The organism is Micromonospora sp. WMMA1976, assembly GCF_027497335.1.
Classification (GTDB): domain Bacteria; phylum Actinomycetota; class Actinomycetes; order Mycobacteriales; family Micromonosporaceae; genus Micromonospora; species Micromonospora aurantiaca.
In genome coordinates this window covers 504086-530411 of record NZ_CP114912.1, presented here as the reverse complement: position 1 = coordinate 530411, position 26326 = coordinate 504086, and the positions used below count along the sequence as shown (strand labels likewise).

25 protein-coding genes are annotated in these 26326 nt (G+C 72.2%); 13 read left to right on the top strand and 12 right to left on the bottom strand.

Annotation, left to right across the window (positions count from 1 at the left end; genetic code table 11):
* Window positions 1-38: 38 nt before the first annotated feature.
* A complete protein-coding gene (locus O7546_RS02635) occupies window positions 39-1022 on the bottom strand; it encodes a ketopantoate reductase family protein (protein WP_194798595.1) in 984 nt (327 codons plus the stop codon).
* 60 nt (window positions 1023-1082) lie between these two features.
* The gene (locus O7546_RS02630) at window positions 1083-1826 is read right to left on the bottom strand and encodes a M50 family metallopeptidase (RefSeq protein ID WP_194798596.1); all 744 of its coding nucleotides are present in this window, start codon (window positions 1824-1826) and stop codon (window positions 1083-1085) included.
* A 290-nt stretch (window positions 1827-2116) separates the two neighbouring features.
* Between O7546_RS02630 and O7546_RS02625 the strand changes: the two genes are divergently transcribed.
* Entirely contained in the window at window positions 2117-2872 is a 756-nt protein-coding gene (locus O7546_RS02625; RefSeq protein WP_194798597.1) for a GH25 family lysozyme, read from the top strand.
* Window positions 2873-2937: 65 nt separating this feature from the next.
* Here the strand turns inward: O7546_RS02625 and O7546_RS02620 are convergent, their stop codons facing one another.
* Window positions 2938-3150 carry a hypothetical protein gene (locus O7546_RS02620; protein ID WP_194798598.1) on the bottom strand — a complete coding sequence of 71 codons (213 nt, stop codon included), beginning with the start codon at window positions 3148-3150 and terminating at the stop codon, window positions 2938-2940.
* Between the two features lie 88 nt (window positions 3151-3238).
* Window positions 3239-5218, bottom strand: a complete 1980-nt coding sequence (locus O7546_RS02615) for a serine/threonine protein kinase (protein WP_281600420.1) — start codon at window positions 5216-5218, stop codon at window positions 3239-3241.
* 92 nt (window positions 5219-5310) lie between these two features.
* Between O7546_RS02615 and O7546_RS02610 the strand changes: the two genes are divergently transcribed.
* A complete protein-coding gene (locus tag O7546_RS02610; protein WP_194798600.1) occupies window positions 5311-5523 on the top strand; it encodes an acyl-CoA carboxylase subunit epsilon in 213 nt (70 codons plus the stop codon).
* A 101-nt stretch (window positions 5524-5624) separates the two neighbouring features.
* Window positions 5625-6077, top strand: coding sequence for a hypothetical protein (locus O7546_RS02605; protein WP_121684324.1), 453 nt, complete (start codon window positions 5625-5627; stop codon window positions 6075-6077).
* 292 nt (window positions 6078-6369) lie between these two features.
* Here the strand turns inward: O7546_RS02605 and O7546_RS30720 are convergent, their stop codons facing one another.
* Complete coding sequence (locus O7546_RS30720; RefSeq protein ID WP_308212780.1) at window positions 6370-6624, bottom strand: hypothetical protein; 255 nt, start codon at window positions 6622-6624, stop codon at window positions 6370-6372.
* 807 nt (window positions 6625-7431) lie between these two features.
* Between O7546_RS30720 and O7546_RS02595 the strand changes: the two genes are divergently transcribed.
* From O7546_RS02595 to O7546_RS02585, 3 genes are read left to right on the top strand one after another with little or no spacing between them, the layout of a single operon-like run.
* Complete coding sequence (locus tag O7546_RS02595; protein WP_281601134.1) at window positions 7432-8559, top strand: S8 family serine peptidase; 1128 nt, start codon at window positions 7432-7434, stop codon at window positions 8557-8559.
* A gap of 10 nt (window positions 8560-8569) precedes the next feature.
* A complete protein-coding gene (locus O7546_RS02590) occupies window positions 8570-9226 on the top strand; it encodes a Maf family protein (RefSeq protein WP_281600418.1) in 657 nt (218 codons plus the stop codon).
* Window positions 9227-9235: 9 nt separating this feature from the next.
* A complete protein-coding gene (locus tag O7546_RS02585) occupies window positions 9236-9889 on the top strand; it encodes an O-methyltransferase (protein WP_091330207.1) in 654 nt (217 codons plus the stop codon).
* 77 nt (window positions 9890-9966) lie between these two features.
* On the opposite strand, the gene O7546_RS02580 is transcribed toward O7546_RS02585, so the two are convergent.
* The 4 genes from O7546_RS02580 to O7546_RS02565 all read right to left on the bottom strand — a co-directional run bounded on the left by O7546_RS02580 (window position 9967) and on the right by O7546_RS02565 (window position 13803).
* Window positions 9967-11289, bottom strand: coding sequence for an MFS transporter (locus tag O7546_RS02580; RefSeq protein WP_281600417.1), 1323 nt, complete (start codon window positions 11287-11289; stop codon window positions 9967-9969).
* 63 nt (window positions 11290-11352) lie between these two features.
* Window positions 11353-12108 (bottom strand): ABC transporter permease, encoded by a 756-nt coding sequence (locus tag O7546_RS02575; protein WP_013284036.1) that lies wholly within the window; start codon window positions 12106-12108, stop codon window positions 11353-11355.
* A gap of 17 nt (window positions 12109-12125) precedes the next feature.
* Complete coding sequence (locus O7546_RS02570) at window positions 12126-13085, bottom strand: ATP-binding cassette domain-containing protein (RefSeq protein ID WP_269696122.1); 960 nt, start codon at window positions 13083-13085, stop codon at window positions 12126-12128.
* Between the two features lie 127 nt (window positions 13086-13212).
* Window positions 13213-13803 (bottom strand): PadR family transcriptional regulator, encoded by a 591-nt coding sequence (locus O7546_RS02565; protein ID WP_269698038.1) that lies wholly within the window; start codon window positions 13801-13803, stop codon window positions 13213-13215.
* Between the two features lie 132 nt (window positions 13804-13935).
* On the opposite strand from O7546_RS02565, the gene O7546_RS02560 reads away from it, so the two are divergent.
* Both O7546_RS02560 and O7546_RS02555 read left to right on the top strand, forming a co-directional pair.
* Window positions 13936-15687 carry a biotin carboxylase N-terminal domain-containing protein gene (locus O7546_RS02560; protein ID WP_269696121.1) on the top strand — a complete coding sequence of 584 codons (1752 nt, stop codon included), beginning with the start codon at window positions 13936-13938 and terminating at the stop codon, window positions 15685-15687.
* 94 nt (window positions 15688-15781) lie between these two features.
* A complete protein-coding gene (locus O7546_RS02555; protein WP_194798606.1) occupies window positions 15782-17221 on the top strand; it encodes a GuaB1 family IMP dehydrogenase-related protein in 1440 nt (479 codons plus the stop codon).
* Between the two features lie 12 nt (window positions 17222-17233).
* On the opposite strand, the gene O7546_RS02550 is transcribed toward O7546_RS02555, so the two are convergent.
* A complete protein-coding gene (locus O7546_RS02550; RefSeq protein ID WP_262012562.1) occupies window positions 17234-17773 on the bottom strand; it encodes a TetR/AcrR family transcriptional regulator in 540 nt (179 codons plus the stop codon).
* Between the two features lie 84 nt (window positions 17774-17857).
* Here O7546_RS02550 and O7546_RS02545 point away from each other — a divergent pair, with 84 nt between their 5' ends.
* Window positions 17858-18301, top strand: coding sequence for a DoxX family membrane protein (locus O7546_RS02545; RefSeq protein WP_281600416.1), 444 nt, complete (start codon window positions 17858-17860; stop codon window positions 18299-18301).
* Window positions 18302-18360: 59 nt separating this feature from the next.
* Here O7546_RS02545 and O7546_RS02540 read toward each other — a convergent pair whose 3' ends face one another.
* Window positions 18361-19983, bottom strand: coding sequence for a DHA2 family efflux MFS transporter permease subunit (locus tag O7546_RS02540; protein ID WP_281600415.1), 1623 nt, complete (start codon window positions 19981-19983; stop codon window positions 18361-18363).
* 54 nt (window positions 19984-20037) lie between these two features.
* Here O7546_RS02540 and O7546_RS02535 point away from each other — a divergent pair, with 54 nt between their 5' ends.
* The 4 genes from O7546_RS02535 (at window position 20038) to O7546_RS02520 (ending at window position 24908) form a co-directional block, all read left to right on the top strand.
* Window positions 20038-20553: a MarR family transcriptional regulator gene (locus O7546_RS02535; protein WP_194798610.1), complete on the top strand. Its 516-nt coding sequence runs from the start codon at window positions 20038-20040 to the stop codon at window positions 20551-20553.
* A 61-nt stretch (window positions 20554-20614) separates the two neighbouring features.
* Window positions 20615-21133: a MarR family transcriptional regulator gene (locus O7546_RS02530; RefSeq protein ID WP_135243310.1), complete on the top strand. Its 519-nt coding sequence runs from the start codon at window positions 20615-20617 to the stop codon at window positions 21131-21133.
* A complete protein-coding gene (locus O7546_RS02525; RefSeq protein WP_194798611.1) occupies window positions 21127-22860 on the top strand; it encodes an ABC transporter ATP-binding protein in 1734 nt (577 codons plus the stop codon). The genes O7546_RS02530 and O7546_RS02525 overlap by 7 nt, the downstream gene beginning before the upstream one ends.
* 80 nt (window positions 22861-22940) lie before the next feature.
* The gene (locus tag O7546_RS02520; protein WP_228531325.1) at window positions 22941-24908 is read left to right on the top strand and encodes an ABC transporter ATP-binding protein; all 1968 of its coding nucleotides are present in this window, start codon (window positions 22941-22943) and stop codon (window positions 24906-24908) included.
* Window positions 24909-24978: 70 nt separating this feature from the next.
* Here O7546_RS02520 and thrS read toward each other — a convergent pair whose 3' ends face one another.
* Entirely contained in the window at window positions 24979-26193 is a 1215-nt protein-coding gene (thrS, locus tag O7546_RS02515) for a threonine--tRNA ligase (protein WP_269696116.1), read from the bottom strand.
* Window positions 26194-26326 lie beyond the last annotated feature (133 nt).

Genomic DNA, 26326 nt, shown 5'->3' with positions numbered 1-26326 from the left:
GAGGGGACACGCCTGGCGGCGCGGCGCGGGTTGCCCGCTCAGCCGAGCAATTTCTCCAACTCGCCGAGCGGGAAGCCGCCGGCCGGGATCCGGTCGCGGACCGCCCGGCGGACCGCGGTCTGCACGGCCGCGTTGGCCGGGGTGGGTACGCCGTGCAGGCGCCCGAGCAGCACGATCTCACCGTTGAGGTGGTCGGTCTCGACCGAGCCGGCACCACGGGCCAGGCTCTGCCAGGTGGAACCGCCGGAGCGCTCCTCGCCGCCGACCGGCCGGTGCGACACCAGGTCGCCCCGTTCGGCGGCCTCCTCCTCGACAGTGGTGTGGGCGATGCCCGCCGCGGCGAGCGCCGCCTCTCCCTCTGCGCGTACCCGCTTCGACAGCGGCTCGGGCACGTCCCGGCCGAGCAGGGCCTGGAGGCCGTTGCCGAGGTTGGCGAGCAGCTTGCCGTACTTCCAGCGCATCACGTCGTCCCGGACAGGCGCGACGAACCCGGCCGCGGTCAGGTCGGCGGCGACCGCGCGGCTGGTGTCGTCGGCGCCGGTCGGGTAGCGGCCGATGTGCAGCATGCCCGGATGCGGATGGCCGTTGGCGACCACCACGCCCGGCTCCAGGTGGGTGGCGGGCAGCCACACGCACACCGGGTGCACGCGGGCGAAGCGACGCAGCGCGGCCGGCTCGTTCGCCACGCCGTTCTGCGCCAGCACGACCGGCAGCCGTTCGCCCGCCGTTCCGCCGCCCTCGACCGGGGCGTCCGCCCAGGTGTCGAGCGCCGCCACGGTGTCCTGCGACTTCACGGTGAGGACCAGCACGGTGTCCGCCGGCAGTGGCGGCCCGTCCGGACCGGCCACCGCGGGGAGCCGGCCCGTCACCTCGCGGTCCGGCGTGCGCAGCGTCAGACCCCGTTCCCGCAGCGCGTTTAGGTGCGCGCCGCGGGCCACGAGCGTCACGTCGTGGCCGGCGTCGGCCAGGAGTACGCCGATGGTGCCGCCGACCGCGCCCGCTCCGATGATCACGTATCGCACGGTCCGATTCTGCCCTGTCGCGAGGCGGTCCGCTCCGGGACGAGATGCGGTTCGGCTCGGTCAGGCGGTGAGGCCCGTGTCGGCGAGGATCGGGCCGGCCAGCAGCAGCGCTCCGGCGGCGAGTGCGCCCACGCTCACCAGCAGGAACAGGCCCACCCAGAACAGCGCCGGGAACGGCGTGATCCGGGCGAGCTGGTCGGCGTCGGACTGCGGCATCCGGCCCCGGGCGCGCTGCCGGTGCAGCTCGAACACCGGCCGTACGCCGCCGATCAGCAGGAACCACACCGACGTCCAAGCGAACGCGGCCTGCACCTCGGGCGAGGTGTACCAGGAGACGGCGAGCACCACGCCGCCGGTGACCAGCAGCGACAGCACGCCGAACAGGTTGCGGATCATCACCAGCATGCCCAGCAGCAGCGCCACCGCGAGCCAGAGCAGCAGCGTGATCCGGTTCCCGGCCAGCAGCCACGCGCCGCCGAGGCCGAGCAGCGACGGCGCGACGTACCCGGCGAGCAGCGTGAGGATCATGCCGGGCCCGGTGGGACGGCCGGCGGACAGCGTCAGCCCGGAGGTGTCCGAGTGCAGCCGGATGCCGTGCAGCCGCCGGCCGGTGAGCAACGCGACGAGCGCATGGCCGCCCTCGTGCGCGATGGTCACCGCGTTGCGGGCGATCCGCCAGGGCAGCCGGGCCACGACCACCGCGAGCGCGACCACGGCGGTGACCACCACGAGCAGCGGCGGCGGGTCCGGCTGGGCGCTGGTCAGCGTGTCCCAGAGCGTGGTGAGACCGTCGATCAGGGGCATGGGCGGGGAGCCTACCGCCCCGAGCCGTGTCGCTCGACCGGCGTGCTGCTGCACCGGCTCGGCGGCGCGCACTACGTCGAGGATGCCGTCACCAAGGCGGGCGAGACGCTGAGTGTCACCGAGCCGTTCCGCTGGGCGATGGACCCGAGCGACCTGCGCTGACCCGCATCCGTCGCGCCACCTGGACGAACGACGGCCGTCGATGAAAATTTCCTTTCCCCCTATTGCGATCTAGGGCACTAAGCTCCAAAGATGGGCGTCAATAGACGGACGTCCCTCTGGAGGCAACCATGCCCAGCACCAGACTCTCCGTACGCCGGCTTCTCGCCGCCGGCCTGGCCGCCGCCGCCACCGCGGCCGTGGCCCTCGTGGCGACCGCCGGACCGGCCGCCGCCGCGACCACGCCCGGGATCGACGTCTCCCGCTACCAGGGCAGCATCAACTGGACCAGCGTGCGCAACTCGGGTATCCAGTTCGCCTTCATCAAGGCCACCGAGGGCACGAGCTACAAGGACCCGAACTTCAACGCGAACTACGTCAACGCGTACAACGCCGGGGTGATCCGCGGGGCGTACCACTTCGCCCGGCCGAACATCTCCGCCGGTTCCACCCAGGCCAACTACCTGGCCAGCAACGGTGGCGCCTGGTCGGCGGACAGCCGTACGCTGCCCGCCGCGCTGGACATCGAGGGCAACCCGTACAGCGGCGGCTACTGCTACGGCCTGAGCACCACCGGCATGCGCAACTGGATCCAGGACTTCCTCAACACCTACCGCTCCCGCACCGGCCGGTACGCGGTCATCTACACCACCACGAGCTGGTGGAACCAGTGCACGGGCAGCTGGACCGGCCCGTGGGCCAACCACCCGCTGTGGCTCGCCCGCTGGGCCAGCGCGCCCGGCACGCTGCCGGCCGGCGCCCCGGTGTGGAGCTTCTGGCAGTACACCAGCACCGGCGCCGTCTCCGGGATCAGCGGCAACGTCGACCGCAACTACTGGAACGGTGACCGCAGCCGGCTGATCGCGCTGGCGAACAACACCGCCTGACGTACGTGCGACACAAGTGGGACCGCCTCGTCACGAGGCGGTCCCGCTGTCGTCGTACCCCGAGGTCAGGCTCTGCGGCGCGCGGTGGCCGGGACGGGCACCGGCGTGCGGCGCGTCAGGCGCCACGCCGCCACGCCCACTACCGTGAGCGTCAGCACGCCGAGGACCGCGACCGGCGCGGACAGACCGGCGCTGATCAGGAGCAGTACGACGTCGCCGAGCGCAACGAGCATCCACAGTGCCAGCCGCGGGCCGGTGTACCTCCGTCGGTAACCCATGTCGCGCCTCCTTCCGTCGTCGGAGGGATTCATACCCCCGAGGACGGAAAGCCATGCGAGCGAGTTTCGTGAGCGGCGGGATTCCCGGTCAGTTCTGACGGTCCGGCACGAAGCCCTTGGTGATGATCTCCCAGTTGGCCAGGTTGGCGTCCCAGTCCTTCGCGGGCACCTCCCAGCGCAGCGCGAAGCCCCTGTTGCTGGCCGTCGCCACACCCCGGTTACGCACGTGGAAGCGGGTGCCGTCGTCGCGGGTCTCCAGCCAGTCCCAGTCGGCGCAGGTGCGGTAGTAGCCGTCGCACTTGGTGATGCCGACCAGCTTGTAGTTGCGCACGTAGTTACGCCGGCTCGGCTCCTGGCCCTTCCAGTCCGCGTACGCGTCGGGCTTCGGGTTCGGCGTCCACTGGATGAACAGCACCCGCCGAGCGCCACCGACCTCGTAGAGCACGACGTTGTCGCTGCGGACCCGCGCCTCGAAACCGTTCGGGATCGGCACCTTGAAGCCGTTCGGGCCGGTGTAGAGGCGCCAGCCGGCCGGCAACGCGGCCCCGGACGCCGACGGGCTGGCCGACGGCGTGGGGCTGGCCGACGCGCTCGCCGCCGGGGCACTCGGCGACGCGCTCTCGCTCGGCGCGGGCGGCGGCGCCACCGACGCCGAGGTGCCGGCAGTCGGCTCACCGCCGTCGTCACCGTTGTTCAGCAGCGGCACAGCCACCACCAGACCGACGAGCAGCAGCACTACCAGGGCGCCGATCAGCAGGTTGCGCCGGTTCGGCGCGGACTTCTCGACCGGCAGCACCGTCGCCCGGCCGGTCGACGACGCCTCCTGCACGGGAGCCGGGCTGACCGGCGCGGAGCCGGTCACGGCCGGGCTCACCGGCGCCGGGGTGTCGGCGACCGGTTCGCCGTCGAGCCGCGTCTCGTCCAGCGCCGGGTCGACGCCGTCCACCCGCGCCTCGTCGTCCACAAGCGTCTCGTCGGCCGAGGGCGCCGGGTCGAGCTTCGCCGTCGGGTCGGCGGGCGGCGGGGTCACCGCGGTGGGCCCGGCGTCCGAGGTGGGTGCCGGCACCTTCGCCGTCGGGTCGGCGGCTGCCGCCGTACCTCCGGTTGCGGCGACCCCGGACGCGGCGCCCGCCGATCGCTCGGCCTGGTCGGCCGGGCGCGGCGCGGGCACCAGCGGCGGGCGCGGCACACGCGGACCGTTGGGCCCGGGCCGGCGTACGCCGTCCAGCAGCGAGATGCTCTTGGCGCGACGGCCGGCGGCCTTGCGCAGCATGCGCTCCGCGACCTCGGCGGTGATCCGCTCGTCCGGATCCTTGCGCAGCAGGCCCTGGAGCACCGGCTTGAGCGGCCCGGCGTTGCGCGGCGGCGGCATCGGCTCGGTGGCGAGCGCGGCGAGCGTGGCGATCGCCGACGGGCGCGCGTACGGCGACTTGCCCTCGACCGCCGCGTAGAGCGTGGCGCCGAGCGACCACAGGTCCGCCTCCGGACCCGCGGTGCCGTCGCGGGCACGCTCCGGCGAGATGTACGCGGGCGAGCCCAGCACCATGCCGGTACGCGTCACGTTCGGGTCGCCGGGGATGGTGGCCAGGCCGAAGTCGGTGAGCACCACGCGGCCGTCCTCGCCGAGCAGCACGTTGCCCGGCTTGACGTCGCGGTGCATGATGCCGGCCTTGTGCGCGGCCTTCAGCGCGTTCAGCACGCCGAGGCCGATCTCGACCGCCTTGGCCGGGTTGACCGGGCCGTCCTCGGCGATGGTGTCCTGCAACGACTTCGACGCCACGTACTCCATCACGATCCACGGATCGCCGTCGGTGCGCAGCACGTCGAAGATGCGGACCACGTTGACGTTGTTGAGGCGGGCGATCGCCCGCGCCTCACGCAGCGAGCGCTCGCGCATCTCGCGGCGCTCCTCCGGGGTGAGGCCGGGGGGCGGGACCAGTTCCTTGATGGCCACGTCCCGGTGCAGCACCTCGTCCCGCGCCTTCCAGACGCGGCCCATGCCGCCCTGGCCGAGCGGCGTGAGAAGCCGGTACCGGTCGGCGACGAGTTGGGGGAGCGCGTTCGACATCGCAGAGAACCGTACCCGGCCGCTGCGACGCCCACACCGTCGGCACGCCACTGTACGGCGAAGGTCGAATTCGCGACGCGTACCCTTGGGTCATGTCTGCCGAGGAGCCGCTGTTCCGGATCGTCCGTGGCGTGCCCACCGCCGAGGAGCTGGCCGCTCTGGTCGGCGCGATCGTGGTGCGCACCCGCCCGGCCCAGGCCGCCGCGCCGGCCCCCGTGTCGCAGTGGGCGCGCAGCGCACGCCCCGCCCTGGCCGGGCACGTCGCGGGCCCCGGCGCGTGGCGGGCCTCCGGCCTCCCCCGCTGACCTCACCTCCCGCTCGCGGCGACGGGGCGGGGCTGCCGGGATCAGCGTCGAGCCATTAACCTCACTCAGGGAAACCGTGTGGTGACGGGCAGGAGGCTCCGATGATCCCGGAGGACAACCAGCCAGCCGGCTGGCTGCGCGGCTACGGCGGCATCGAGGCCGACATCCGACAGATGCGGGAGTTCGCCGACCGCCTCCAGGACGAGGTGACGCGCAACTACTCGCCGCACCTGTCCTACATCGCCGACGACATGAAGGCGCCGGTGCCCAACCCGGCCGACGCCTTCATCGAGCTGGTCCAGTTCCTCCAGGCCCACCACGACACCCAGACCGCCGCGGTGAGCGCGGTCTGGGATCTCGCACCGGCGACCGGCCGGCTCGCCGACGCCGCCGGGCGGATCGCCGCCCGCTACGGCGACGCCGACGCGTTCTCCTCCGCCCGCGTGGCCGACGTGGAACGAGCGCTCGCCGGGCCGTCCGCCACCGTCGCCCGCCCGATGCCGCCACTGGCCGACCCCACCGCCCCCGAACAGAGCCGGGTGATCCTGCCGTGATCGAACGGGGCAGCGGACGCACCTCCGGGCTGACCGACTGGCGGCTGATGGACGTCCTCAGCATGTGGGCGTGCGTGCAGGACCAGGACACCGCCGGCCAGTGGAAGCAGGTCGCCGGTTGGCGCAAGGTCTGCGACCTCGCCCTGGCCCACCTGAGCCGCCTGCGCGAATACCGGCGCGGCCTGGCCGACGCGTGGCCACCGGAGACCAACGCCGCCGCGCGGGCGTACATCGCCGAACTCGACCAGCTCATCGAGCGCGTGCAGCGCACCCACGACGCGGCCGCCGCGAACTACGACGCGCTGGCGGCCGCCGCCCGGGCCATCGGCAGCGCGCGGGCCGAGCTGCAACCACTGCACGAGGAGTACGCGAAGAAGCTGCGGCAGAAGCAGGCGTACGAGGCGACGATCGCCGACCCGAAGGCGGTTGCGGGCAGCCGGTTGCCGGAGCGGCCCCCGGTGACGGACGACGACCTGGAGCAGTTGAACGTACGGGCGCGCGGGTTGATGACGGGGTTGAGCGGCGAACTCCAGCACGCCCAGGTCATGCTCCAGCGCCCACCCACACCAATCCGCCCAGGCCGCCAGATCAGCGATCCCGACGCCTACGGCGAGGTCCCGCCGGTCATCCCACCGGTTGCGCCAGTCCAGGTTCCGGCCTCAGCACGACGGTCACCCGCCAAGCCATCGACGATCTCCCCATCAGCGGCCAAGTCACCGACAACACCTTCGAGCAACGTTGGACCGATATTGGGCGGGGCCGGACCCGGGGCAGCGCCAGTCCCGCCGCTGGCGCCATCGCCACCGATCAGCCAAGCCCTCCATCCCACGACTGGGGTTGGAGGGCAGATCGGCCTTTCACCAACGGCAAACCTCGGGCGAAACTCATTTCACCGCTCGGCAGCACCCGCACAGCCGAACCTTCCCACAAGTGACGTGGGGACGTCTCGCCCACCTTCAGGCAGCACTGGGCGTCCAGCTCTACCTAACGGATTTGTTGGAGTACCCCCGAGCCAAGGCATCAGCCAACCAGCGCCAAGCGCTCCGCGGCGGGTCAACCCGGTGGGTGGAGTAATTGGTGGGGGCGGAGCAGGCACAGCCCCCAGCGGCGCCGCAGGATCCAGGCCGGGAACTGGGCGGACCGTACCGCCCGGAGCGGGCCCTTTCCCGATTGGCGGCTCCCCCTCAGCATCAGCGAATCCTAGGAGCCGACGGGATCCTGACAGCGAAGGCAAGCCAGTCTGGGACGCCGATCATCCTTGGGAGACGAGCCGAGGCGTCGATCCAGTCATGCGTCCCCCCGACGACAGTGGACCGATAGACCCAGGTCCTGCAATCGGTTTCGACCGGTGAGCGTGACGCGATCAATCGCGGCCGCTCTCTTAGTCCTGGCCATCGTGGCGCCAGGGCGCCAGATTCCATCTCAATCGGCTGACGAACCGGGCAACCGCGTAAGAGCGGACCAGTGGCACCTTCGTTACTTGAAGTCAGACGTCGCTAATTCAATAGCTCAAGGCGAGGGAGTCCTTGTCGCGGTCCCCGACACAGGCGTCGCCCCTCACCCAGACCTACGCAACAACCTGCTACCGGGCACTACCACAGTCCAGGGTGCAACCGGGGATGGCCGCGACGACAAAAACAGCCACGGCACGGGCATGGCTGGCCTTATTGCCGCCCACGGCCAGAGCGATGGGACAGGAGCGGTTGGGATTGCACCCCGTGCAAAAATTCTCCCAATCCAGTCGTCTGGGGCAGAGAATACGGGACTGCCGGATGATCTGGCAGCGGGAATTGATTTTGCTATCGCAAAGAATGCGACTGTCATTAGCATTTCCAGCAGTGGCGCATCGAGCCCGGAACTAGTTCGATCAATCCGAGCGGCCTTATTGGCCGATATTGTAGTCGTTGCGGCGGCCGGAAATAGGCCAGAAGACGGGTACGTTGGATACCCGGCCAGCGCAGCAGGTGTGATCGCAGTTGGAGGCGTTGACCGCAGCGGAGAACATGCCCCCGTTTCGGTGAGCGGCCCGGAGATTGATGTGGTTGCGCCTGCTGTCGACATCTACAGCACGAGCTACGACGGCAAGTACTCGAAGGGCACGGGGACGTCCAGCGCGACTGCGATCGTTGCCGGGGCTGCTGCTCTCATCCGCTCCAAGTACCCCAATCTGCCCGCCCAGGAAGTCGCCCACCGCCTGACCGCCACCGCCGTCGACAAGGGACCACCTGGTCGCGACGACCAGTACGGCTACGGCGTCATCGACCTGGTCGCCGCGCTCACCGCAGACGTGCCGCCGCTCGGCTTCGAGTCCTCCAACGTCACGCCACCCGCGTCGGCGGAGGCAGCACCCGATAAGGGTGACAGCGCCGGCACGGTACGCGGGCTCGCCACCCTGGGTATGCTGGTGGCGGCGGGCGGCGGCTACCTGTTCTGGCGGCGGCGCCGACGTGCCGACGACCCGCCGCCGAGGGTCAGCCGGTAGCGTCGGCGGGGTGTCGACCTCCGTACCGGTGCGCCTCGTGCTCGCCTCGCAGTCCCCCGCCCGCCGCAAGTTGCTCCAGGCCGCCGGGATCGAGCCGGACGTGCTGGTCAGCGGCGTGGACGAGTCGCAGGTGGTGAGCGATCGGGCCGAGGATCTGTGCCTGGAACTGGCCCGGCTGAAGGCGCAGGCGGTACGCGATCGGCTGCGGCCCTCGCCGGACGAGCGCACGCTGGTGCTCGGCTGCGACTCGGTGCTCGCCTTCGACGGTGAGATCCTCGGCAAGCCCGACGACGCGGCGGACGCCACGCGGCGGTGGCAGCGGATGCGCGGGCGAAGCGGCGTCCTGCACACCGGGCACTGCCTGATCGACGTGACGCACGAGTCCCGCGCCGAGGCCGTCGCCTCTACGACTGTGCACTTCGCCGACATCAGCGACGAGGAGATCGCCGCGTACGTGGAGACGGGCGAGCCGCTGGCCGTGGCCGGCGCGTTCACCATCGACGGGCTGGGTGGGGCGTTCCTGACCGGGATCGAGGGTGATCCGGGCACGGTGGTGGGGTTGTCCCTGCCGTTGCTGCGCCGGCTGCTCGCCGAGGTGGAGCTGAGCGTCGTCGACCTGTGGACGAAGATCGCGCCCGGGGGCCAGGAGATCGAACATCTCGGCTAACGTCCGGACATGACCACGAAGCCGCTGCCGCTCACCCCGGAACTGCACGCCTACCTGGTGGCCCACGGGTCCGCCCCGGACGAGATCGTCCAGGAACTGGCCGAGGAGACCCGGGCGGCCCTGCCCGCCGAGGCGGTCATGCAGGTAGCGCCCGAACAGGCCGCGTTCCTGACGTTCCTGACCCGGCTGCTCGGCGTACGGCAGGCGGTCGAGGTCGGCACGTTCACCGGCCTCTCCTCGCTGGCTATCGCCCGGGGGCTGGCGGAGGGCGGCCGGTTGACCTGCTTCGACATCTCCGAGGAGTACACGGGCGTGGCCCGGCGCTACTGGCAGCGCGCCGGTGTGCAGGACCGCATCGAGCTGCGCATCGGCCCGGCCGCCGAGACGCTGCGCGAGCTGCCCCGCGAGCGTTACCTGGACTTCGCGTTCATCGACGCGGACAAGGTCGGCTACCCGATCTACTGGGACGAGCTGGTGCCCCGCATGCGTCCCGGCGCGGTGATCGCCGTCGACAACACGCTGCGCGACGGCCGGGTGCTCGCCCCGCGCAACGCCGACGACCGGGCGATCGCCGCGTTCAACGACGCGGTCATCGCTGATGTCCGCGTCGAGGCGGTCATGCTGCCGATCGCCGACGGCGTCACGCTCGCCCGAGTGCTCTGAGCCGACCGAACACAACCTCGCCGAGGTGGCGGCAACCCCGAGCACCGGATACCACCACCTCGCCGTAGTGGAGTCGATCAAGCCGCGCGGACCGGCGGGGGCAGGGCACGTCCCAGCCGCACCGTCAGCAGCACCGCCACCGCGATGAACGCGGGCAGCAGCAGGAACGCCGGGTGCGGGCCGAGGCCGTCGGCCACCCACCCGAGCGCCACCGGCGCGATCCCGAAACCCACACCCATCGAGTACGCGGACCAGCCCGCCGCCTTGTCGGCGGCCGGGCCTGCGACTGCGAGCGCGATCGAGATCGCCAACGGGTAGTGCAGCGCGTTGCCGAGCCCGAGCACGACCAGCCCGGTGACCGCCAGCCAGCCGACCGTACTGCCCCAGAACAGCGCGAACCCGGCCATCGAGACGGTGAGCGCGCCGAGCAGCAGCGGCACCGGCGCCCAGCGCAGCGCGGCCCGGCCACCGGCGATCCGGCCGGCGAACATGCCGCACACGATCGCGGCGACCGCCGCCGACGCCCCGCCCGCGCTCAGCCCGGCGTGGGTCCGCAGCACGTCGGCTGTCCACAGCGACAGGCAGACCTCGATCGACCCGGTGACCGACATCAGGACCCAGGCGATCCAGTACGCACGCGGCAACCGCCCCGCCGCCCCGGAGCCGGAGGAAACGGGCTCCCCGGAGGCGGGCACGGCAGACGCGGGCACGGCAGGAGCGGGCACGACGGGAGCGGGCACGACGGCTTCGGGCACCCCGGACGCGGGGACGGCCGGCACCCGGGTGGCGGCGGCCACGGGGACGGGCGTGCCGGCAGCCGCGTCAGCGGGGGCGCGTTTCGGCACGCGTACCCGGAAAGTCAGGGCCGCGAGCGCGACGAGCGTGATCAGCCCGACCTCGACGGCCATCAGGGGTCGCCAGCCGAGGCCGGCGTCGACGGTGGCGCCGATGGTCAGCGGCGCCAGGATGCCCATGCCGGCGCAGGCCGCGTTGGCCTCGGTGAGCGCGGCCGGGGCGGCGGAGCCGTGCCGGGCGGTGAGCACCACGCTCACGCCGCTGACGACCATCATGCCGAAGGTGGCGATGACCGCGACGGCGGCGAGCGTGGCCGGCAGCGGGCGGAGCAGGCCGAGCGCGGTCACGCCCGCGGCGACGCCGGCGAGGCCGAGCCAGATGGCCGGGCCACGGCCGAGGCGGCGGGCGACCGGGGCGAACAGCGCGCCGCCGGCGAGCGCGCCCACCGCGATGCCGGTGCTGTGCAGGCCGGCGACGGCGGCGCTGGTGCCCTGTTCGTCGCGGAGCAGGGGTACGACCGGGCCGAACCCGTAGAGGAAGAAGCCCCACAGACCGAGCTGGGCGTAGGTCAGCCAGGTGATCCGGTCACGGGTGAGGCGGGGCACCGGCCCACGCTACGCGCGCCCGGCCGGTGCCCCGCCCTTGCTGAGAGGTAGCTCTCCCCCTGCTCAGCGGACGCTGCGGGCGAACTGGCGGGCGGCCCAGAACACGCCTGCGGCGGCGAGCACCGCGATGATGCCGAGGCCCTGCCACACCCGGTCGTTGCCGAGGTCGCCGTTGAACAGCGCGCGGGTGCCCTCGACCGCCCAGGAGAACGGGTTCCACTTGGCCACGCCCTGGAGCCAGCCGGGGGCGAAGGTGAGCGGCAGCAGGATGCCGGAGAGCAGCAGCACCGGCTGCGCGACGGTGTTCATGAGCGGGGCGAGCGCGTCCTCGCTCTTGACCTTGAGCGCGATGCCGTAGGAGACGGCCGAGGTCATCAGCGCGATGAGCGCGAGCATCAGGTACGCCAGGAGCAGGTTGCCGATGAACACGCGCAGGTCGAACGCGAGCGCCAGCAGCGTGATGATGATCGCCTGCGCGATCAGCGAGACCACGTCGCGCAGCGAGCGGCCGAGCAGCAGGGCGAGCCGGCTGACCGGGGTGACCCGGGAGCGCTCGATCACGCCGGCGCGCAGCTCGGCGATCAGGCCGAAGCCCTGGAACAGGCCGCCGAAGATGGCCAGCAGCACGAGCAGGCCGGGTACGAAGATCTTGTACGCGGCGGCCTGGGTGGGCGCGTTCAGCGCGGGCTTGAGCAGCGGGGCGAACAGGAGCAGGTACATCACCGGCTGGAAGACGCCGACGAAGATCCACACCGGGTTGCGCAGCAGCAGTTGCGTCTGGCGCTGGAAGATCAGCCAGGTGTCGCGGGCGAGTTTCATGACAGCTTCTCCGGGGGTCAGGACTCGCGCAGCGAGCGGCCGGTCTTGGTGAGGAAGACGTCGTCGAGGCTGGGGCGGTGCAGCTCGATCGAGCGCAGGTCCAGCCCGGCGTGGTCGAGGCGGCGCAACACCTGCGGGATGGCGGTGGCGCCCTCGTCGACGTAGAGACGCAGGCCGCCCTCGTCGACGGTCTCCAGCTTGCTCACGTACGCCTCGGTGTCGAGCAGTTCGGCGGCGCGCGGGGTGCTCGGGGCGTCCAGGCCGACGATCACTACCTCGCCGGAGATCTCCCGCTTCAGCTCGGCCGGTGTGCCCTCGGCGACCACCTCGCCGTGGTCCATGATCGCGATGCGGTCGCAGAGCGCGTCCGCCTCGTCCAGGTAGTGCGTGGTGATGAAGACGGTCATTCCCTCGGTACGCAGCCGGCGGATCTCGTCCCACATGTGCGCGCGGCTCTGCGGGTCGAGGCCGGTGGTCGGCTCGTCCAGGAAGACGATCTTCGGCTCGTGGATGATGCCGAGCGCGATCTCGACGCGCCGGCGCTGACCGCCGGAGTAGGTCTTGCACTTGCGGTCGGCGTACTCGGTGAGCTGGAAGGCTTCGAGCGCGCGCTCGGCACGGCGGTGCGCGTCGGCCTTGCCGATGCCGTAGAGGCGGGCCTGGAGCACCAGCTCCTCGCGGGCGCTCGACTCGTCCCAGGTGCTGCCGCCCTGGGCGACGTAGCCGATCCGGCGGCGCACCTCGGCCGGGTCCTTGCGCAGGTCGGCGCCGGCCACTGTGGCCTCGCCGCCGTCCGGCTCGATGAGCGTGGCGAGCATCCGCAGCGTGGTGGTCTTGCCGGCGCCGTTGGGCCCGAGGAAGCCGAAGATCTCCCCCGCTGCGACGTCGAGGTTCACGCCGCGGACCGCGTCCACTGTCTTCGTCTCGCGACCCGCGCGGGAGCGGTAGGACTTCCGCAACCCCCTGGTCTCGATCATTTCTGCTCCTGGTCGTCCGGGCGGACCTGAGCGGCCGCCGATCGTCCGCGAGGACGCACGAATCCCCCGCGATTCCCGCCGAGGCTAACGCGATATAGCTCTTTTAGTCAACGTTGATTATGTCGTGTCACCGGGAGCCGTCGGACCAGCCCGACCAGCCCTCAGCCCGTTCCATCCCATCGGGCAGGTACGACACTCCCGACTCGATCCGCTCCGCGATCCGCTCGCACCAGGCCGACTCCGCCTCGGCGCGGGCCAGCCACAGCTCGAACATCCACCCGACGTGCACCGGCTTGCGGGTGCGCACCCAGTCCGAGTCCAGCGAGGCGCGCGTCGACTCGACCCCGGCCCGGAGCAGGTTCGCCCGGTTGCGCAGCGCCGCCGCGGCCTCCTCGCGCGGCATCGCCGGCAGGAAGGAGAACGCCGCCACGAACGGGTCCGGCGGCTCGTGGAGCTGCCACCACTGCGCCCGCAGCAACGTCTCGAACTCGTCCTCTCCCTTCGGCGTCACCTCGTACGTGGTGCGCGCTGGGCGGGCGCCCACCTGCTCCACCGAGACGGTCCGGAGCAGGCCCTCGTCGGTGAGTTTGCGCAGCGCGTGGTAGATCGAGCCCGGTTGCACGTTCGCCCACTTGTCCGCGCTCCAGCTGAGCAGCTCGCGGCGCACGTCGTAGCCGTGCACCGGCTGCATCCACCGAACCAGGCCAAGAATCATCATCCTCGTTGCCGACACGGGACAAGCGTAATAACCAAGTTTGACTACAGTGCCGCATCCCACACTGAGCGATCGTTAGGCCCCGCAGCTCGGCCGCTAAACTCCCGGCAACGACCTCCCGGGAGGAGCCACAAGGTGCGCAAGGTTCTCATCGCCAACCGCGGCGAGATCGCCGTCCGCGTCATCCGCGCCTGCCGCGACGCCGGGCTGGCCAGCGTCGCCGTCTACGCGGACTCCGACCGGGACGCCCTGCACGCCACGCTCGCCGACGAGGCGTACGCGCTCGGCGGTGACACCGCCGCCGACAGCTACCTGCGCATCGACAAGCTGATCGATGTGGCGGCCCGCTCCGGCGCCGACGCGGTGCACCCCGGCTACGGCTTCCTCTCCGAGAACGCCGACTTCGCCCAGGCCGTCATCGACGCCGGGCTGACCTGGATCGGCCCCACCCCGCAGGCGATCCGCGACCTCGGCGACAAGGTGACCGCCCGGCACATCGCGCAGCGCGCGGGCGCGCCGCTGGTGCCCGGCACCCCGGACCCGGTCGCGAACGCGGACGAGGTGATGGCGTTCGCCGTCGACCACGGCCTGCCGGTCGCCATCAAGGCCGCGTTCGGCGGTGGCGGTCGCGGCCTCAAGGTCGCCCGCACCATGGAGGAGATCCCGCACCTGTTCGAGTCGGCCACCCGCGAGGCGGTCGCCGCGTTCGGCCGGGGCGAGTGCTTCGTCGAGCGCTACCTGGACAAGCCGCGCCACGTCGAGGCGCAGGTGCTGGCCGACCAGCACGGCAACGTGATCGTGGTGGGCACCCGGGACTGCTCGCTGCAGCGCCGCCACCAGAAGCTGGTCGAGGAGGCGCCCGCGCCGTTCCTCACCGACGCCCAGCGCGCCCAGATCCACGACAGCGCCAAGGCCATCTGCCGGGAGGCCGGCTACCACGGCGCCGGCACCGTGGAATACCTGGTCGGCGCGGACGGCACGATCTCGTTCCTGGAGGTGAACACCCGGCTCCAGGTCGAGCACCCGGTCACCGAGGAGACCGCCGGCATCGACCTGGTGCGCGAGCAGTTCCGCATCGCCGACGGCGAGAAGCTGCGCTTCACCGAGGACCCGACGCCGCGCGGGCACGCCATCGAGTTCCGGATCAACGGCGAGGACCCGGGCCGCAACTTCCTGCCCGCGCCGGGCACCGTCACCGCGCTGCGCCTGCCCTCCGGGCCGGGCGTGCGGGTGGACACCGGCATCTCGGCCGGCGACGTGATCGGCGGCAACTTCGACTCGCTGCTCGCCAAGGTGATCATCGTCGGCGAGACGCGTACCGAGGCGCTGGAGCGGGCCCGCCGGGCGCTCGACGAGATGGTGGTCGAGGGCATGGCGACCGCGCTGCCCTTCCACCGCCTGGTGATCCGCGACGAGGCGTTCACCGCCGAGCCGTTCGCCGTGCACACCCGGTGGATCGAGACCGAGTGGGACAACACCGTACCGGCCTTCACCGCCGGCGCCGGCGCCGCCGACGAACCGGCCGAGCGCGAGACCGTCGTGGTCGAGGTGGGCGGCAAGCGGCTGGAGGTCGTCCTCCCCGCCGGGCTCGGCGCGGGTACGGCGGCAGCCGCGCCCGCCGCGAAGAAGCCGGCCCGCCGGGGTGGCGGGGGCAAGGCGGGCGCCGCGGTCAGCGGGGACACGCTCACCTCCCCGATGCAGGGCACGATCGTGAAGATCGCCGTCGCGGACGGCGACGAGGTGGCCGAGGGCGACCTGGTCGTGGTGCTGGAGGCGATGAAGATGGAGCAGCCGCTGCACGCGCACAAGGCCGGCACGGTCAGCGGGCTCGCCGCCGAGGTCGGCGCGGTGATCACGTCCGGCGCCGCGATCTGCACCATCGCCTGAGGAGTGCGGAAGGACCCCTTCGCAACAGCGCGGGGGCGGGTGGTCTGAGCCACCACGGAGGGCGGGAGCGCCGCCGGGCGGGAATGATGTCCGGGTGCGGTTCCTTCACGGCGCGGTCCCCGCGCACGACCTGACCTACAACGACGTCTTCATGGCGCCCAACCGGTCCGAGGTGGGCTCCCGGCTCGACGTCGACCTGGCCACCACCGACGGGACCGGCACCACGATCCCGCTCGTGGTGGCGAACATGACGGCCGTCGCCGGACGGCGGATGGCCGAGACCGTGGCCCGGCGGGGCGCGGTGGCGGTGATCCCGCAGGACATCCCGATCGAGGTCGTCGCCGACGTGGTCGGCTGGGTCAAGCAGCGGCACCTGGTGCACGACACGGCGATCACGCTCGGCCCGACCGACACCGTCGGCGACGCCATCCACCTGCTGCCGAAACGCTCGCACGGCGCGGTGGTCGTGGTCGACGCGGACGGCCGGCCGATGGGCGTGGTGACCGAGGCGGACACCGTCGGGGTGGACCGCTTCGCCCAGCTCCGGCACGTGATGTCGACCGAGCTGCACACCGTGCCGGCGGACGCGGACCCGCGTACCGGATTCGACCGGCTGTCGGCGGGCCGGCGGCGGCTCGCGCCGGTGGTGGACGACGACGGCCGCCTGGTCGGCGTGCTGACCCGGCAGGGCGCGCTGCGCGCCACGCTGTACAAGCCGGCCACCGACGACCGGGGGCGACTGCGGATCGCGGCCGCCGTGGGCATCAACGGTGACGTCACCGGCAAGGCCGCCGCGCTGCTGGAGGCCGGGGTGGACACGCTCGTCGTGGACACCGCGCACGGGCACCAGGAGCGGATGCTCCAGGCGCTGCGGGCGGTCCGCCGGCTGGACCCGCCGGTGCCGGTGGCGGCCGGGAACGTGGTGACTGCAGACGGCGTACGTGACCTGGTGGACGCGGGCGCGGACATCGTGAAGGTGGGCGTCGGTCCGGGCGCGATGTGCACCACCCGGATGATGACCGGCGTGGGGCGCCCGCAGTTCTCCGCGGTGCTCGACTGCGCCGCGGCGGCCCGTTCGCTGGGGCGGCACGTCTGGGCCGACGGCGGCGTACGGCACCCGCGCGACGTGGCGCTGGCGCTGGCCGCTGGTGCCTCGAACGTGATGATCGGCTCCTGGTTCGCCGGCACCTACGAGTCCCCCGGCGACCTCTACACCGACGCCGACGGGCGGCGCTACAAGGAGAGCTTCGGGATGGCGTCGTCGCGTGCGGTGAGCGCCCGGACGGCCGAGGACAGCGCGTTCGACAGGGCCCGGAAGGCGATCTTCGAGGAGGGCATCTCCTCGGCCCGGATGTATCTGGACCCGAACCGGCCCGGCGTCGAGGACCTGATCGACGAGATCATCTCGGGGGTGCGCAGCGCGTTCACGTACGCGGGGGCGCGCAGCCTGGAGGAGTTCCACGAGCGGGCGCTCGTCGGCGTGCAGAGCGCCGCCGGCTACACCGAGGGGATGCCGCTGCCGACGAGCTGGTGACGCCCGGCCGGCTCAGTCGAACAACCGCCTGATCACGGTACGGGCGGCGGCCTCCGGATCGTCGCCCACCCGTGGTGGCAGCGCGCCGGAGAGCCAGAGCGTGGCGAAGCCGTGCACGATCGACCAGGCGGCGAGCGCGTCGGCGTCCGGCTCCCGCCCGGTGTGCCGGGCCACCCCGCCGCGCAGCAGTGCCCCCGACCGCGCGCGGGCGGCGACCAGTTCCGGGTCGTCGGCCCGGTACAGCTCGGGCCGGAACATGACGTCGAAGTGCGCCCGGTGCCGCACCGCGAACCCGACGTAGGCCACGCCGCTGTCGAGCAGGTCGTCCCCGGCCTGCCGCAACGCGTCGGCGAGCAGGTCGAAGCCCTGGGTGGCGAACGCGGTGAGCAGCCCGGCCTTGTCGCCGAAGTGGTGCGCCGGCGCGGCGTGCGAGACCCCGGCGCGCCGGGCCAGCTCACGCAGGCTCAGCGCGGCCGGACCGGACTCGGCGATCGCCTCGGCGGCGGTGCTCAGCAGGACGCGGCGGAGGTCGCCGTGGTGGTACGAGGCCATGCCGTCACCCTAACTTGTCATTGACAAGATGGCACCATCGACGCAATCTTGTCAGCGACAAGATGTTCGTCGGAGGGATCGACAATGGCACCCCTGATCGCACTGTTCGCCGGCAACGCGCTGGCCCGGATCGCCGGCCTGCTCGGCGTGGACGCCCTGGACGGGTGGCACCCCGCGCTGCGGGTGGGGCTGGCGCTGATGTTCGTGCTGACCGGCGTGGCCCACTTCGCGTCCCGCCGCGCCGACCTGATCGCGATGGTCCCGCCGGCGCTGCCCCGGCCCGATCTCCTGGTCACCGTCACCGGCGTACTGGAACTCGCCGGCGCGCTCGCGCTGCTGTTCCCGGCCACCGCGCGCCCGGCGGCCGCCGGGCTGGCACTGCTGATGCTCGCCATGTTCCCGGCGAACGTGTCGGCCGCACGGCGACGGCTCACGCTCGCCGGGCGCCCGGTGACGCCGCTCGGCGTCCGTACCGTGCTCCAGGTCGTCTTCGTGGCCGCGGCGCTGGCGGTGGCCCTCGGCGGATGACCCGCCGCCGACCCAGCCGCCCGCGCCGAGCCGGCGGGACGAGAACGGCGGAACCCGGCTCAGGCCCGGGCCGGCTCCGCCTCGGCGGGCGGGCTGTCCCCGGTCTCCTCGGCGCGCACCGTCGGCAGGCGCAGGCAGGCGACCAGGCCGATCAGCAGGAATCCGGCGCCCGCGAAGGCGGCGTACCGGGTGGCCTCGGAGAACGCCGCCTTCGCCTCCTCGGCTATGGGCGCGGTACGCGGGTCCGCCTCCAGCCCGCCGATCGCCGCGCCGGCGCTCTCCTTGACCGCGCTCACCACCTGGTCCCGCTGGGCGGGGGTGAACCCGGGCTGGTCGGCCAGGCGGTCGCCGAGGATCCCGCCGAGGCCGGCGAAGAGGACGGTGCCGAGCACCGCGATGCCGAGCGCGGAGCCGACCTGCCGGGCGGTGCTCTGCAGGCCCGAGCCCTGGCCGCTGCGGCGTACCGGCACCTGCGACAGGGAGACGCCGGTGAGCTGGGCGGTGGCCAGGCCGACGCCGACGCCGTACACGAACAGGAAGCCCAGTGGCGCCCACCAGCTGGTGTCCGGCGCGACCACGAACCCGAGCCCGGCCACACCGACCAGTTCGGCGGCGACGCCGAGCTGGACCACCCGGGCCGCGCCCCAGCGCTGGGTCAGCGGCGCGCCGATGCCGCTGGCCAGGAAGCTGCCGACGGCGAGCGGCAGCAGCGCCAGGCCGGTCCGGAAGGCGCTGTAGCCGAGCACGTTCTGGAACCACAGGGGCAGCGCGAACAGCAGGCCGAACTCGCCCAGGCTGACGATCGCGGCGGCCAGGATGCCGTTGCGGAACGAGCCGATGCCGAACAGCGACAGGTCGAGCAGCGCGGGACGGCCGGCCCGGTTGCGGCGTACCTGCTGGGCCAGGAAGATCCCGAGCGCGACGAGGCCGACCAGCGCGGCCACCGGCACCGGCGAGATCGACGCGGTCCAGTCCAGCCCGAAGAGGCTGAACGGCCGCTCCCGCTCCCACCAGCCGTAGGTGCGGCCCTCGATCAGCGCGAAGACGACGCCGGTCATGCCGATCACCGAGAGCAGCGCACCGAGCAGGTCCAGCCCGCGCTCGGCCCGCTCGTCGCGGGACTCGGCCACCAGCACGAGCGTCGCCACGATCACGGCCAGGCTGACCGGGACGTTGATGCCGAAGGCCCACCGCCAGGAGTACGTGGTGGTGAGCCAGCCGCCGAGCAGCGGCCCGAGCGCCGCCGCGCCACCGATCGTGGAGCCCCAGACGGCGAACGCGATGCCCTTCTCCCGGCCGGTGAAGTTGGCGTTCAGCAGGGAGAGCGAGGTGGGCAGCATCATCGCCCCGCCGACACCCTGGAGCACGCGGGCGGCGATCAGCGTCTCGCCGGAGCCGGCGAGCGCGGCGAGCACGCTGGCGACCACGAACACGGTGACACCCACGAGGAACATCCGCCGCCGCCCGGACCGGTCGGCGAAGCGGCCGGCGACCAGCAGCAACGCGGCGAAGACCAGGGTGTACGCCTCCTGCACCCACTGCGCGTCGGTGGAGGTGATGTCGAGGTCCCGGATGATCTGCGGCACCGCGACGTTCACGATCGTGGCGTCCACGATGATCATCGCTACGCCGAGGCTGATGGCCAGCAAGCCGAACCAGCGGCCGCGCCCGTCGCCGCGCATGGCGCCCTCCCTTTAGCTAGATTTTCTAGCTACCTGAGATGCTAGCTTTATCCCGTGGAGGGGGTGCCGTCAACCGGAGAGTCCGCGCGGGTCGCGCCGCCGAGCAGCGAGGCGTCCCGCGCACTGCGCGACGTGCTGCGCCTGGCCGGTGACACCCGGGCCGCGCTGGCCCGCCGCCTGGGCCTCAACGCGACAGACGCCGCCGCGATCGACCACCTGGTCTCCAGCCCGGAGCCGCTGGGCCCGGTCGAGCTGGGCAACCGGCTCGGCATCCGATCCGCCTCGGCGACCACGCTTGTGGACCGGCTCGTGCAGGCCGGTCACGTCACCCGGACCCCGCACCCGCACGACAGGCGGCGGCTCAGCCTCCAGGTGACCGAGAGCGCCGTCGGCGAGGTGCTGGAGGCGCTGCGTCCGATGCTCGTCGGCGTCGACCGGGCGGTCGCCCGGCTCACCCCCGAGCAGGCCGAGGCCACCACGGCGTTCCTGCGCGAGGTCACCGAGGTGATGCGGGAGTACGTCGCCACCGCCCCGGACGAGCCGCCACGCGCCCGCGCCGACCGCGGCTGAGGAGATTCTCAGAATTAGTTTGGGCCCTGATGGTTCGGGGGCTAACCTGACGCTCGTGAACATGGGCCCGCTCGTCCGCTTCCCCGACGCGTTGCACCACGCGCCACTCGGCCGGCTGATCTCGATCGCCGGTCACGTGGTCGAACAGCACTGGGGGCGGTACCTCGCCGAACACGGGCTCACGTCCGCCGGCATGCGGGTCCTGATGATCCTCCTCCGGGCCGGCGACGTGAGCCACCGGGAGATGGCCGAGCTGTGCTTCGTCCGGCCCGCCACGCTCACCGGCATCGTGGACACCCTCGAACGCGACGGCTTCGTCAGCCGCCGCCGCGACCCGGAGGACCGCCGCACGGTCCGGCTCACGCTGACCGACAAGGGCGGCGAACACGCCCGCGCCATCAGCGACATGATCCACAGCGACCGGCCGCTGACGTCGGTCGACGCCGACCCGGCCAACCGGGCGGTGATCCGCCAGTTCCTGATCGAAATCATCACCGGCATGTCCGACGGGGACCTCCGTCGGTTGAACCGGGACAGCGAGTCCGACACCGAGCCGCCAACGGGGAGCCATCTGTGTTGATCCGCCTGCTCCGCACACATCTGCGCCCGTACCGACGATGGCTGGCCGCCGTGGTGGCGTTCCAGTTCGTCGGCACGATCGCCTCGCTCTACCTGCCCAGCCTGAACGCCGACATCATCGACCGCGGCGTCGCCGTCGGCGACACCGACCAGATCCTGCGTACGGGCGGGTGGATGCTGCTCGTCAGCCTGCTCCAGATCGCCTGCTCGATCGCCGCCGTCTACTTCGGCGCGAAGACCGCGATGGCGTTCGGCCGCGACGTACGCGGCTCGATCTTCCGGCGCGTCAACAGCTTCTCCGCCCGCGAGGTCGCCCGGTTCGGGGCGCCGTCGCTGATCACCCGCAACACCAACGACGTCCAGCAGGTGCAGATGCTGGTGCTGCTGAGCTGCACCATGCTGGTCGCCGCGCCGATCATGAGCGTCGGCGGCGTGGTGATGGCGCTACGCGAGGACGTCGGGCTCTCCTGGCTGATGCTGGTCTGCGTACCGGTGCTCGCCGTCGCGCTGGGCCTGATCATCCGCCGGATGGTGCCGGGCTTCCGGCTCATGCAGACCCGGATCGACACCGTCAACCGGGTGCTGCGCGAGCAGATCACCGGCATCCGGGTGGTCCGGGCGTTCGTCCGTGAGCCGTACGAGACCGACCGGTTCCGGGTCGCCAACACCGACCTGACCACCACCGCACTGCGGATCGGACGGCTCCAGGCGCTGATCTTCCCGATCGTGATGCTGGTGCTGAACGTCTCCAGCGTCGCGGTGCTCTGGTTCGGCGCGGCACGGGTCGACTCCGGTCAGATCCAGGTCGGCGCGCTCACCGCGTTCCTGCAGTACCTGATGCAGATCCTGATGGCGGTCATGATGGCCACCTTCATGCTGATGATGGTGCCCCGGGCCGCCGTCTGCGCCGAGCGCATCGAGGAGGTGCTGGACACCGACTCGTCGGTGGTGCCGGCCACCGACCCGGTCACCGAGGTCACCGGCCGGGGCGAGCTGGAACTACGCGGCGCCGGATTCCAGTACCCGGGCGCGAGCGCCCCGGTGCTGCACGACATCTCGTTCCGCGCCGAGCCGGGCCGGACCACAGCGATCATCGGCTCCACCGGCGCCGGCAAGACCACGCTGCTCACACTTATCCCCCGGCTGGTCGACCCGACCGCCGGCGCGGTCCTGGTCGACGGCGTGGACGTACGGGACCTGGCCCCGGACGAGCTGTGGCGGCGGATCGGGCTGGTGCCCCAGCGGCCCTACCTGTTCACCGGCACGGTCGCGAGCAACCTGCGCTACGGCAACCCGGACGCCACCGACGCCGACCTGTGGGCCGCGCTGGAGATCGCCCAGGCGCGCGACTTCGTCGCCGAGATGCCGGGCGGGCTGGACGCGCCGATCGCGCAGGGCGGCACGAACGTCTCCGGCGGCCAGCGGCAACGCCTGGCCATCGCCCGCGCGCTCGTCCGCAAACCGGAGATCTACCTCTTCGACGACTCCTTCTCCGCGCTCGACCTCGGCACGGACGCCCGGCTGCGGGCCGCCCTCAAGCCGGTCACCGCGGACGCGGCGGTGGTGATCGTGGCCCAGCGGGTCTCCACGATCGTCGACGCCGACCAGATCATCGTGCTCGAGGACGGGGGTGTCGTCGGGATGGGACGACATGAGGAACTGCTGGAGAGCTGCCCCACGTACGCCGAGATCGTCGCGTCGCAGCAGACGGCGGAGGTGGCCGCGTGACCTCGTCGGTTCCCCAGCAGAAGAACGAGCCGACGCGGCTGCCACCGGCCGGGCGGCGGCCCGGCGGCGGTCCGCCGCACATGAGCATGGGCATGCCGGCCGAGAAGGCGATGAACTTCGGGCCCTCGGCACGGCGGCTGCTGGCGCGGCTGCGGCCGTACCGGCTCCAGCTCACCGGCGTGCTCGCGCTGGCCCTGGCCAGCGTCGGGCTCAGCGTCATCGGGCCGAAGGTGCTCGGCCACGCCACCGACATCATCTTCAGCGGGGTGATCGGACGGCAGCTCCCGCCCGGCACCACCACCGAGGCGGCTGCGGAGGCGGCCCGCGCCGAGGGCAACGGCAACTTCGCCGACATGCTGGCCCGGATGGACGTGATCCCCGGCACCGGCATCGACTTCGACGCGCTGGGCCGGGTGCTGGCGTTCGCCGTGGTGCTCTACGTCGGCGCGAGCATGCTCCAGTGGGCGCAGGGCTGGGTCCTCAACGGCGTGGTGCAGCGCACGGTGCTGACGCTGCGCGCCGACGTGGAGGACAAGCTCAACCGGCTGCCGCTGCCCTACTTCGACAAGCAGCCCCGCGGTGAGCTGCTCAGCCGGGTCACGAACGACATCGACAACGTGTCGCAGACGCTCCAGCAGACGCTGAGCCAGTTGCTCACGTCGCTGCTCACCGTCGTCGGCGTACTCGCGATGATGTTCTGGATCTCGCCGTTGCTGGCTGTCGTCGCGCTCGTCGCGGTGCCGCTGTCGGTGGTGGTCACCGGTCAGATCGCCAAGCGGTCGCAGGGCAAGTTCATCGCCCAGTGGAAGCACACCGGCGAGCTGAACGGGCAGATCGAGGAGGCGTACACCGGGCACGAGCTGGTGAAGGTCTTCGGCCGGCAGAAGGAGGTCGAGGCCGCCTTCCACGCCAAGAACGAGGAGCTGTTCCGGGCCGGCTTCGGCGCGCAGTTCGTCTCCGGGCTGATCATGCCGGCGATGTTCTTCATCGGGAACCTCAGCTACGTCGCGATCGCCGTGGTCGGCGGCCTGCGGGTGGCGTCGGGTTCGATGAGCCTCGGTGACGTGCAGGCGTTCATCCAGTACTCGCGGCAGTTCACCCAGCCGCTCACCCAGGTCGCGTCGATGGCCAACCTGCTGCAGTCCGGGGTGGCCTCGGCCGAGCGGGTCTTCGCGGTGCTCGACGCCGACGAGCAGAGCCCCGACCCGGCCGAACCGGCCCGGATCGCCGACCCGCACGGGCGGGTCGAGTTCGAGCACGTCTCCTTCCGGTACGACCCGGAGAAGCCGCTCATCGACGACCTGTCGCTGGTCGCCGAGCCGGGTCACACGGTCGCCATCGTCGGTCCCACCGGCGCCGGCAAGACCACGCTGGTCAACCTGGTCATGCGGTTCTACGAGCTGGACGCCGGGCGGATCACCCTGGACGGGGTGGACATCGCCACGATGCGCCGCGACGACCTGCGCGGCCGGATCGGCATGGTGCTCCAGGACACCTGGCTGTTCGGCGGGACCATCCGGGACAACATCGCCTACGGCCGGCCGGACGCCACCGAGGAGGAGATCCTCGCCGCCGCCCGGGCGACGTTCGTGGACCGGTTCGTCCGCAGCCTGCCGGACGGTTACGACACGGTGATCGACGAGGAGGGCAGCAACGTCAGCGCCGGGGAGAAGCAGCTCATCACCATCGCGCGGGCGTTCCTGGCCGAGCCGTCGCTGCTGATCCTGGACGAGGCGACCAGCTCGGTGGACACCCGGACCGAGGTGCTGCTCCAGCGCGCCATGGCGGCGCTGCGCTCGGACCGGACGAGCTTCGTCATCGCGCACCGCCTCTCCACGATCCGCGACGCCGACCTGATCCTGATGATGGAGCAGGGCCGGATCGTCGAGCAGGGCACCCACGACCAGCTCGTCGCCGCCGGTGGCGCGTACGCCCGGCTCTACCGGGCGCAGTTCAGCGGCGCGGTGATCGAAGACGAGGTGCCGGCGCCCGCCCCGGCCGGCCCGCCGGGAATGCGTGCCGGCGCCGGCACGCCGGTCGGGAACTGACGTGGACCCGGCCACAGGTCCGACACCGGTCCCCGTCCGGGTGCCTCACCGGCACCCGGACGGGCCGGGGTCAGGCCGGGAGCAGCGCCGCCGACCGGCTCGCGACCACCGCGCCGACCAGGCTCAGCGCATCGGCGGCGGGCATCGGGTCGAGCACCCGGCCGTCGCGCAGGCGCAGCGAGACCGAACCGTCGGCCGCCTCCCGGGGGCCGAGAACCCCGGTGTACGGGACGCGGCGGCGGGACGCGTCCCGGATCCGGGCACCGAGCGAACCGGTGTGGTCCACCTCGACCCGCAGCCCGGCCGCCTCGGCCCGGCGGGCCAGCCCGACGGCCGCGTCGGCCTGCGCCGCGTCGACCGGGAGCAGCAGCAACTGCACCGGGGCGTACCAGGCGGGGAACGCGCCCTCGTGCACCTCGATCAGGTACGCGAACAGCCGCTCCATGCTGCCGACCAGGCTGCGGTGCACCATCACCGGCCGTTTCCGGCGGCCGTCCGAGTCGGTGTACGACAGGTCGAACCGCTCCGGCTTGTCGAAGTCGAGCTGGACGGTGGAGATGGTCGACTCCCGGCCGGCCGCGTCCACGATCTCAATGTCGATCTTCGGGCCGTAGAACGCGGCCTCGCCCGGCGCCTCGACGACGTCCACCCCGTCGAGCGCGGCGCGGAGCAGTTCCTCGGCCCGCGCCCAGCCGGCGTCGTCGCCCACGTACCGCTGGCCCGGCCCGCGCAGCGACAGCCGCATCCCGGCGGGACGGACGCCGAGCGCCGCGTGCGCCTCGCCGATCAGCCGCAGGATCTCGCGGACCTCGTCACCGACCTGCTCCAGGGCGCAGAAGTTGTGCGCGTCGTTGAGCGAGATGGCGCGCACCCGGGACAGCCCGCCGAGCACACCGGAGCGCTCCGCCCGGTACATGCCGCCCAGCTCGGCGATCCGCAGCGGCAGCTCCCGGTAGGAGCGGCCGCGGGCGCGGAACACGAGCGCGTGGTGTGGGCAGAGCGCCGGACGCAGCACGAACTCGTCGTCGGCGCTCAGCCGCATCGGCGGGAACATGTCGTCGGCGAAGTAGCCCAGGTGCCCGGACAGCTCGAACAGCTCCCGCTTACCGAGCGGCGGCGAGTAGACGTGCCGGTAGCCGGCCCGGCGCTCCAACTCCCGGACGTACTCCTCGACGGCGTGCCGGGCGGCGGCGCCGGCCGGCAGCCAGATCGGCAGCCCGGCGCCCGCGAGCGGGTCGGAGACGAACAGCTCCAGGTCCCGGCCGAGCCTGCGGTGGTCGATCATGTCGCTCTCCTTGATCGGGTACGACCCGGAGGCGAGCAGGCCCGGTACGCCGCGAGGCCCCGGAGCGGATCGCCCCGGGGCCTCGTCGACGGAAACGTCAGTGCGGCGCGCCGGGAACCCCCGGCGTCGTGGT

Excerpts from the sequence above, each read along its gene's own strand:
- O7546_RS02585 (WP_091330207.1), top strand. The coding sequence starts at position 9,236 with ATGACCACGAAGCCGCTGCCGCTCACCCCGGAACTGCACGCCTACCTG.
- O7546_RS02615 (WP_281600420.1), bottom strand. The coding sequence starts at position 5,218 with ATGTCGAACGCGCTCCCCCAACTCGTCGCCGACCGGTACCGGCTTCTC.
- O7546_RS02620 (WP_194798598.1), bottom strand. The coding sequence starts at position 3,150 with ATGGGTTACCGACGGAGGTACACCGGCCCGCGGCTGGCACTGTGGATG.
- O7546_RS02630 (WP_194798596.1), bottom strand. The coding sequence starts at position 1,826 with ATGCCCCTGATCGACGGTCTCACCACGCTCTGGGACACGCTGACCAGC.
- O7546_RS02570 (WP_269696122.1), bottom strand. The coding sequence starts at position 13,085 with ATGATCGAGACCAGGGGGTTGCGGAAGTCCTACCGCTCCCGCGCGGGT.
- O7546_RS02530 (WP_135243310.1), top strand. The coding sequence starts at position 20,615 with ATGGGCCCGCTCGTCCGCTTCCCCGACGCGTTGCACCACGCGCCACTC.
- O7546_RS02610 (WP_194798600.1), top strand. The coding sequence starts at position 5,311 with ATGTCTGCCGAGGAGCCGCTGTTCCGGATCGTCCGTGGCGTGCCCACC.
- O7546_RS02520 (WP_228531325.1), top strand. The coding sequence starts at position 22,941 with ATGAGCATGGGCATGCCGGCCGAGAAGGCGATGAACTTCGGGCCCTCG.
- O7546_RS02575 (WP_013284036.1), bottom strand. The coding sequence starts at position 12,108 with ATGAAACTCGCCCGCGACACCTGGCTGATCTTCCAGCGCCAGACGCAA.
- O7546_RS02605 (WP_121684324.1), top strand. The coding sequence starts at position 5,625 with ATGATCCCGGAGGACAACCAGCCAGCCGGCTGGCTGCGCGGCTACGGC.
- O7546_RS02545 (WP_281600416.1), top strand. The coding sequence starts at position 17,858 with ATGGCACCCCTGATCGCACTGTTCGCCGGCAACGCGCTGGCCCGGATC.
- thrS (WP_269696116.1), bottom strand. The coding sequence starts at position 26,193 with ATGATCGACCACCGCAGGCTCGGCCGGGACCTGGAGCTGTTCGTCTCC.
- O7546_RS30720 (WP_308212780.1), bottom strand. The coding sequence starts at position 6,624 with ATGACCTGGGCGTGCTGGAGTTCGCCGCTCAACCCCGTCATCAACCCG.
- O7546_RS02540 (WP_281600415.1), bottom strand. The coding sequence starts at position 19,983 with ATGCGCGGCGACGGGCGCGGCCGCTGGTTCGGCTTGCTGGCCATCAGC.
- O7546_RS02625 (WP_194798597.1), top strand. The coding sequence starts at position 2,117 with ATGCCCAGCACCAGACTCTCCGTACGCCGGCTTCTCGCCGCCGGCCTG.
- O7546_RS02565 (WP_269698038.1), bottom strand. The coding sequence starts at position 13,803 with ATGATGATTCTTGGCCTGGTTCGGTGGATGCAGCCGGTGCACGGCTAC.
- O7546_RS02550 (WP_262012562.1), bottom strand. The coding sequence starts at position 17,773 with ATGGCCTCGTACCACCACGGCGACCTCCGCCGCGTCCTGCTGAGCACC.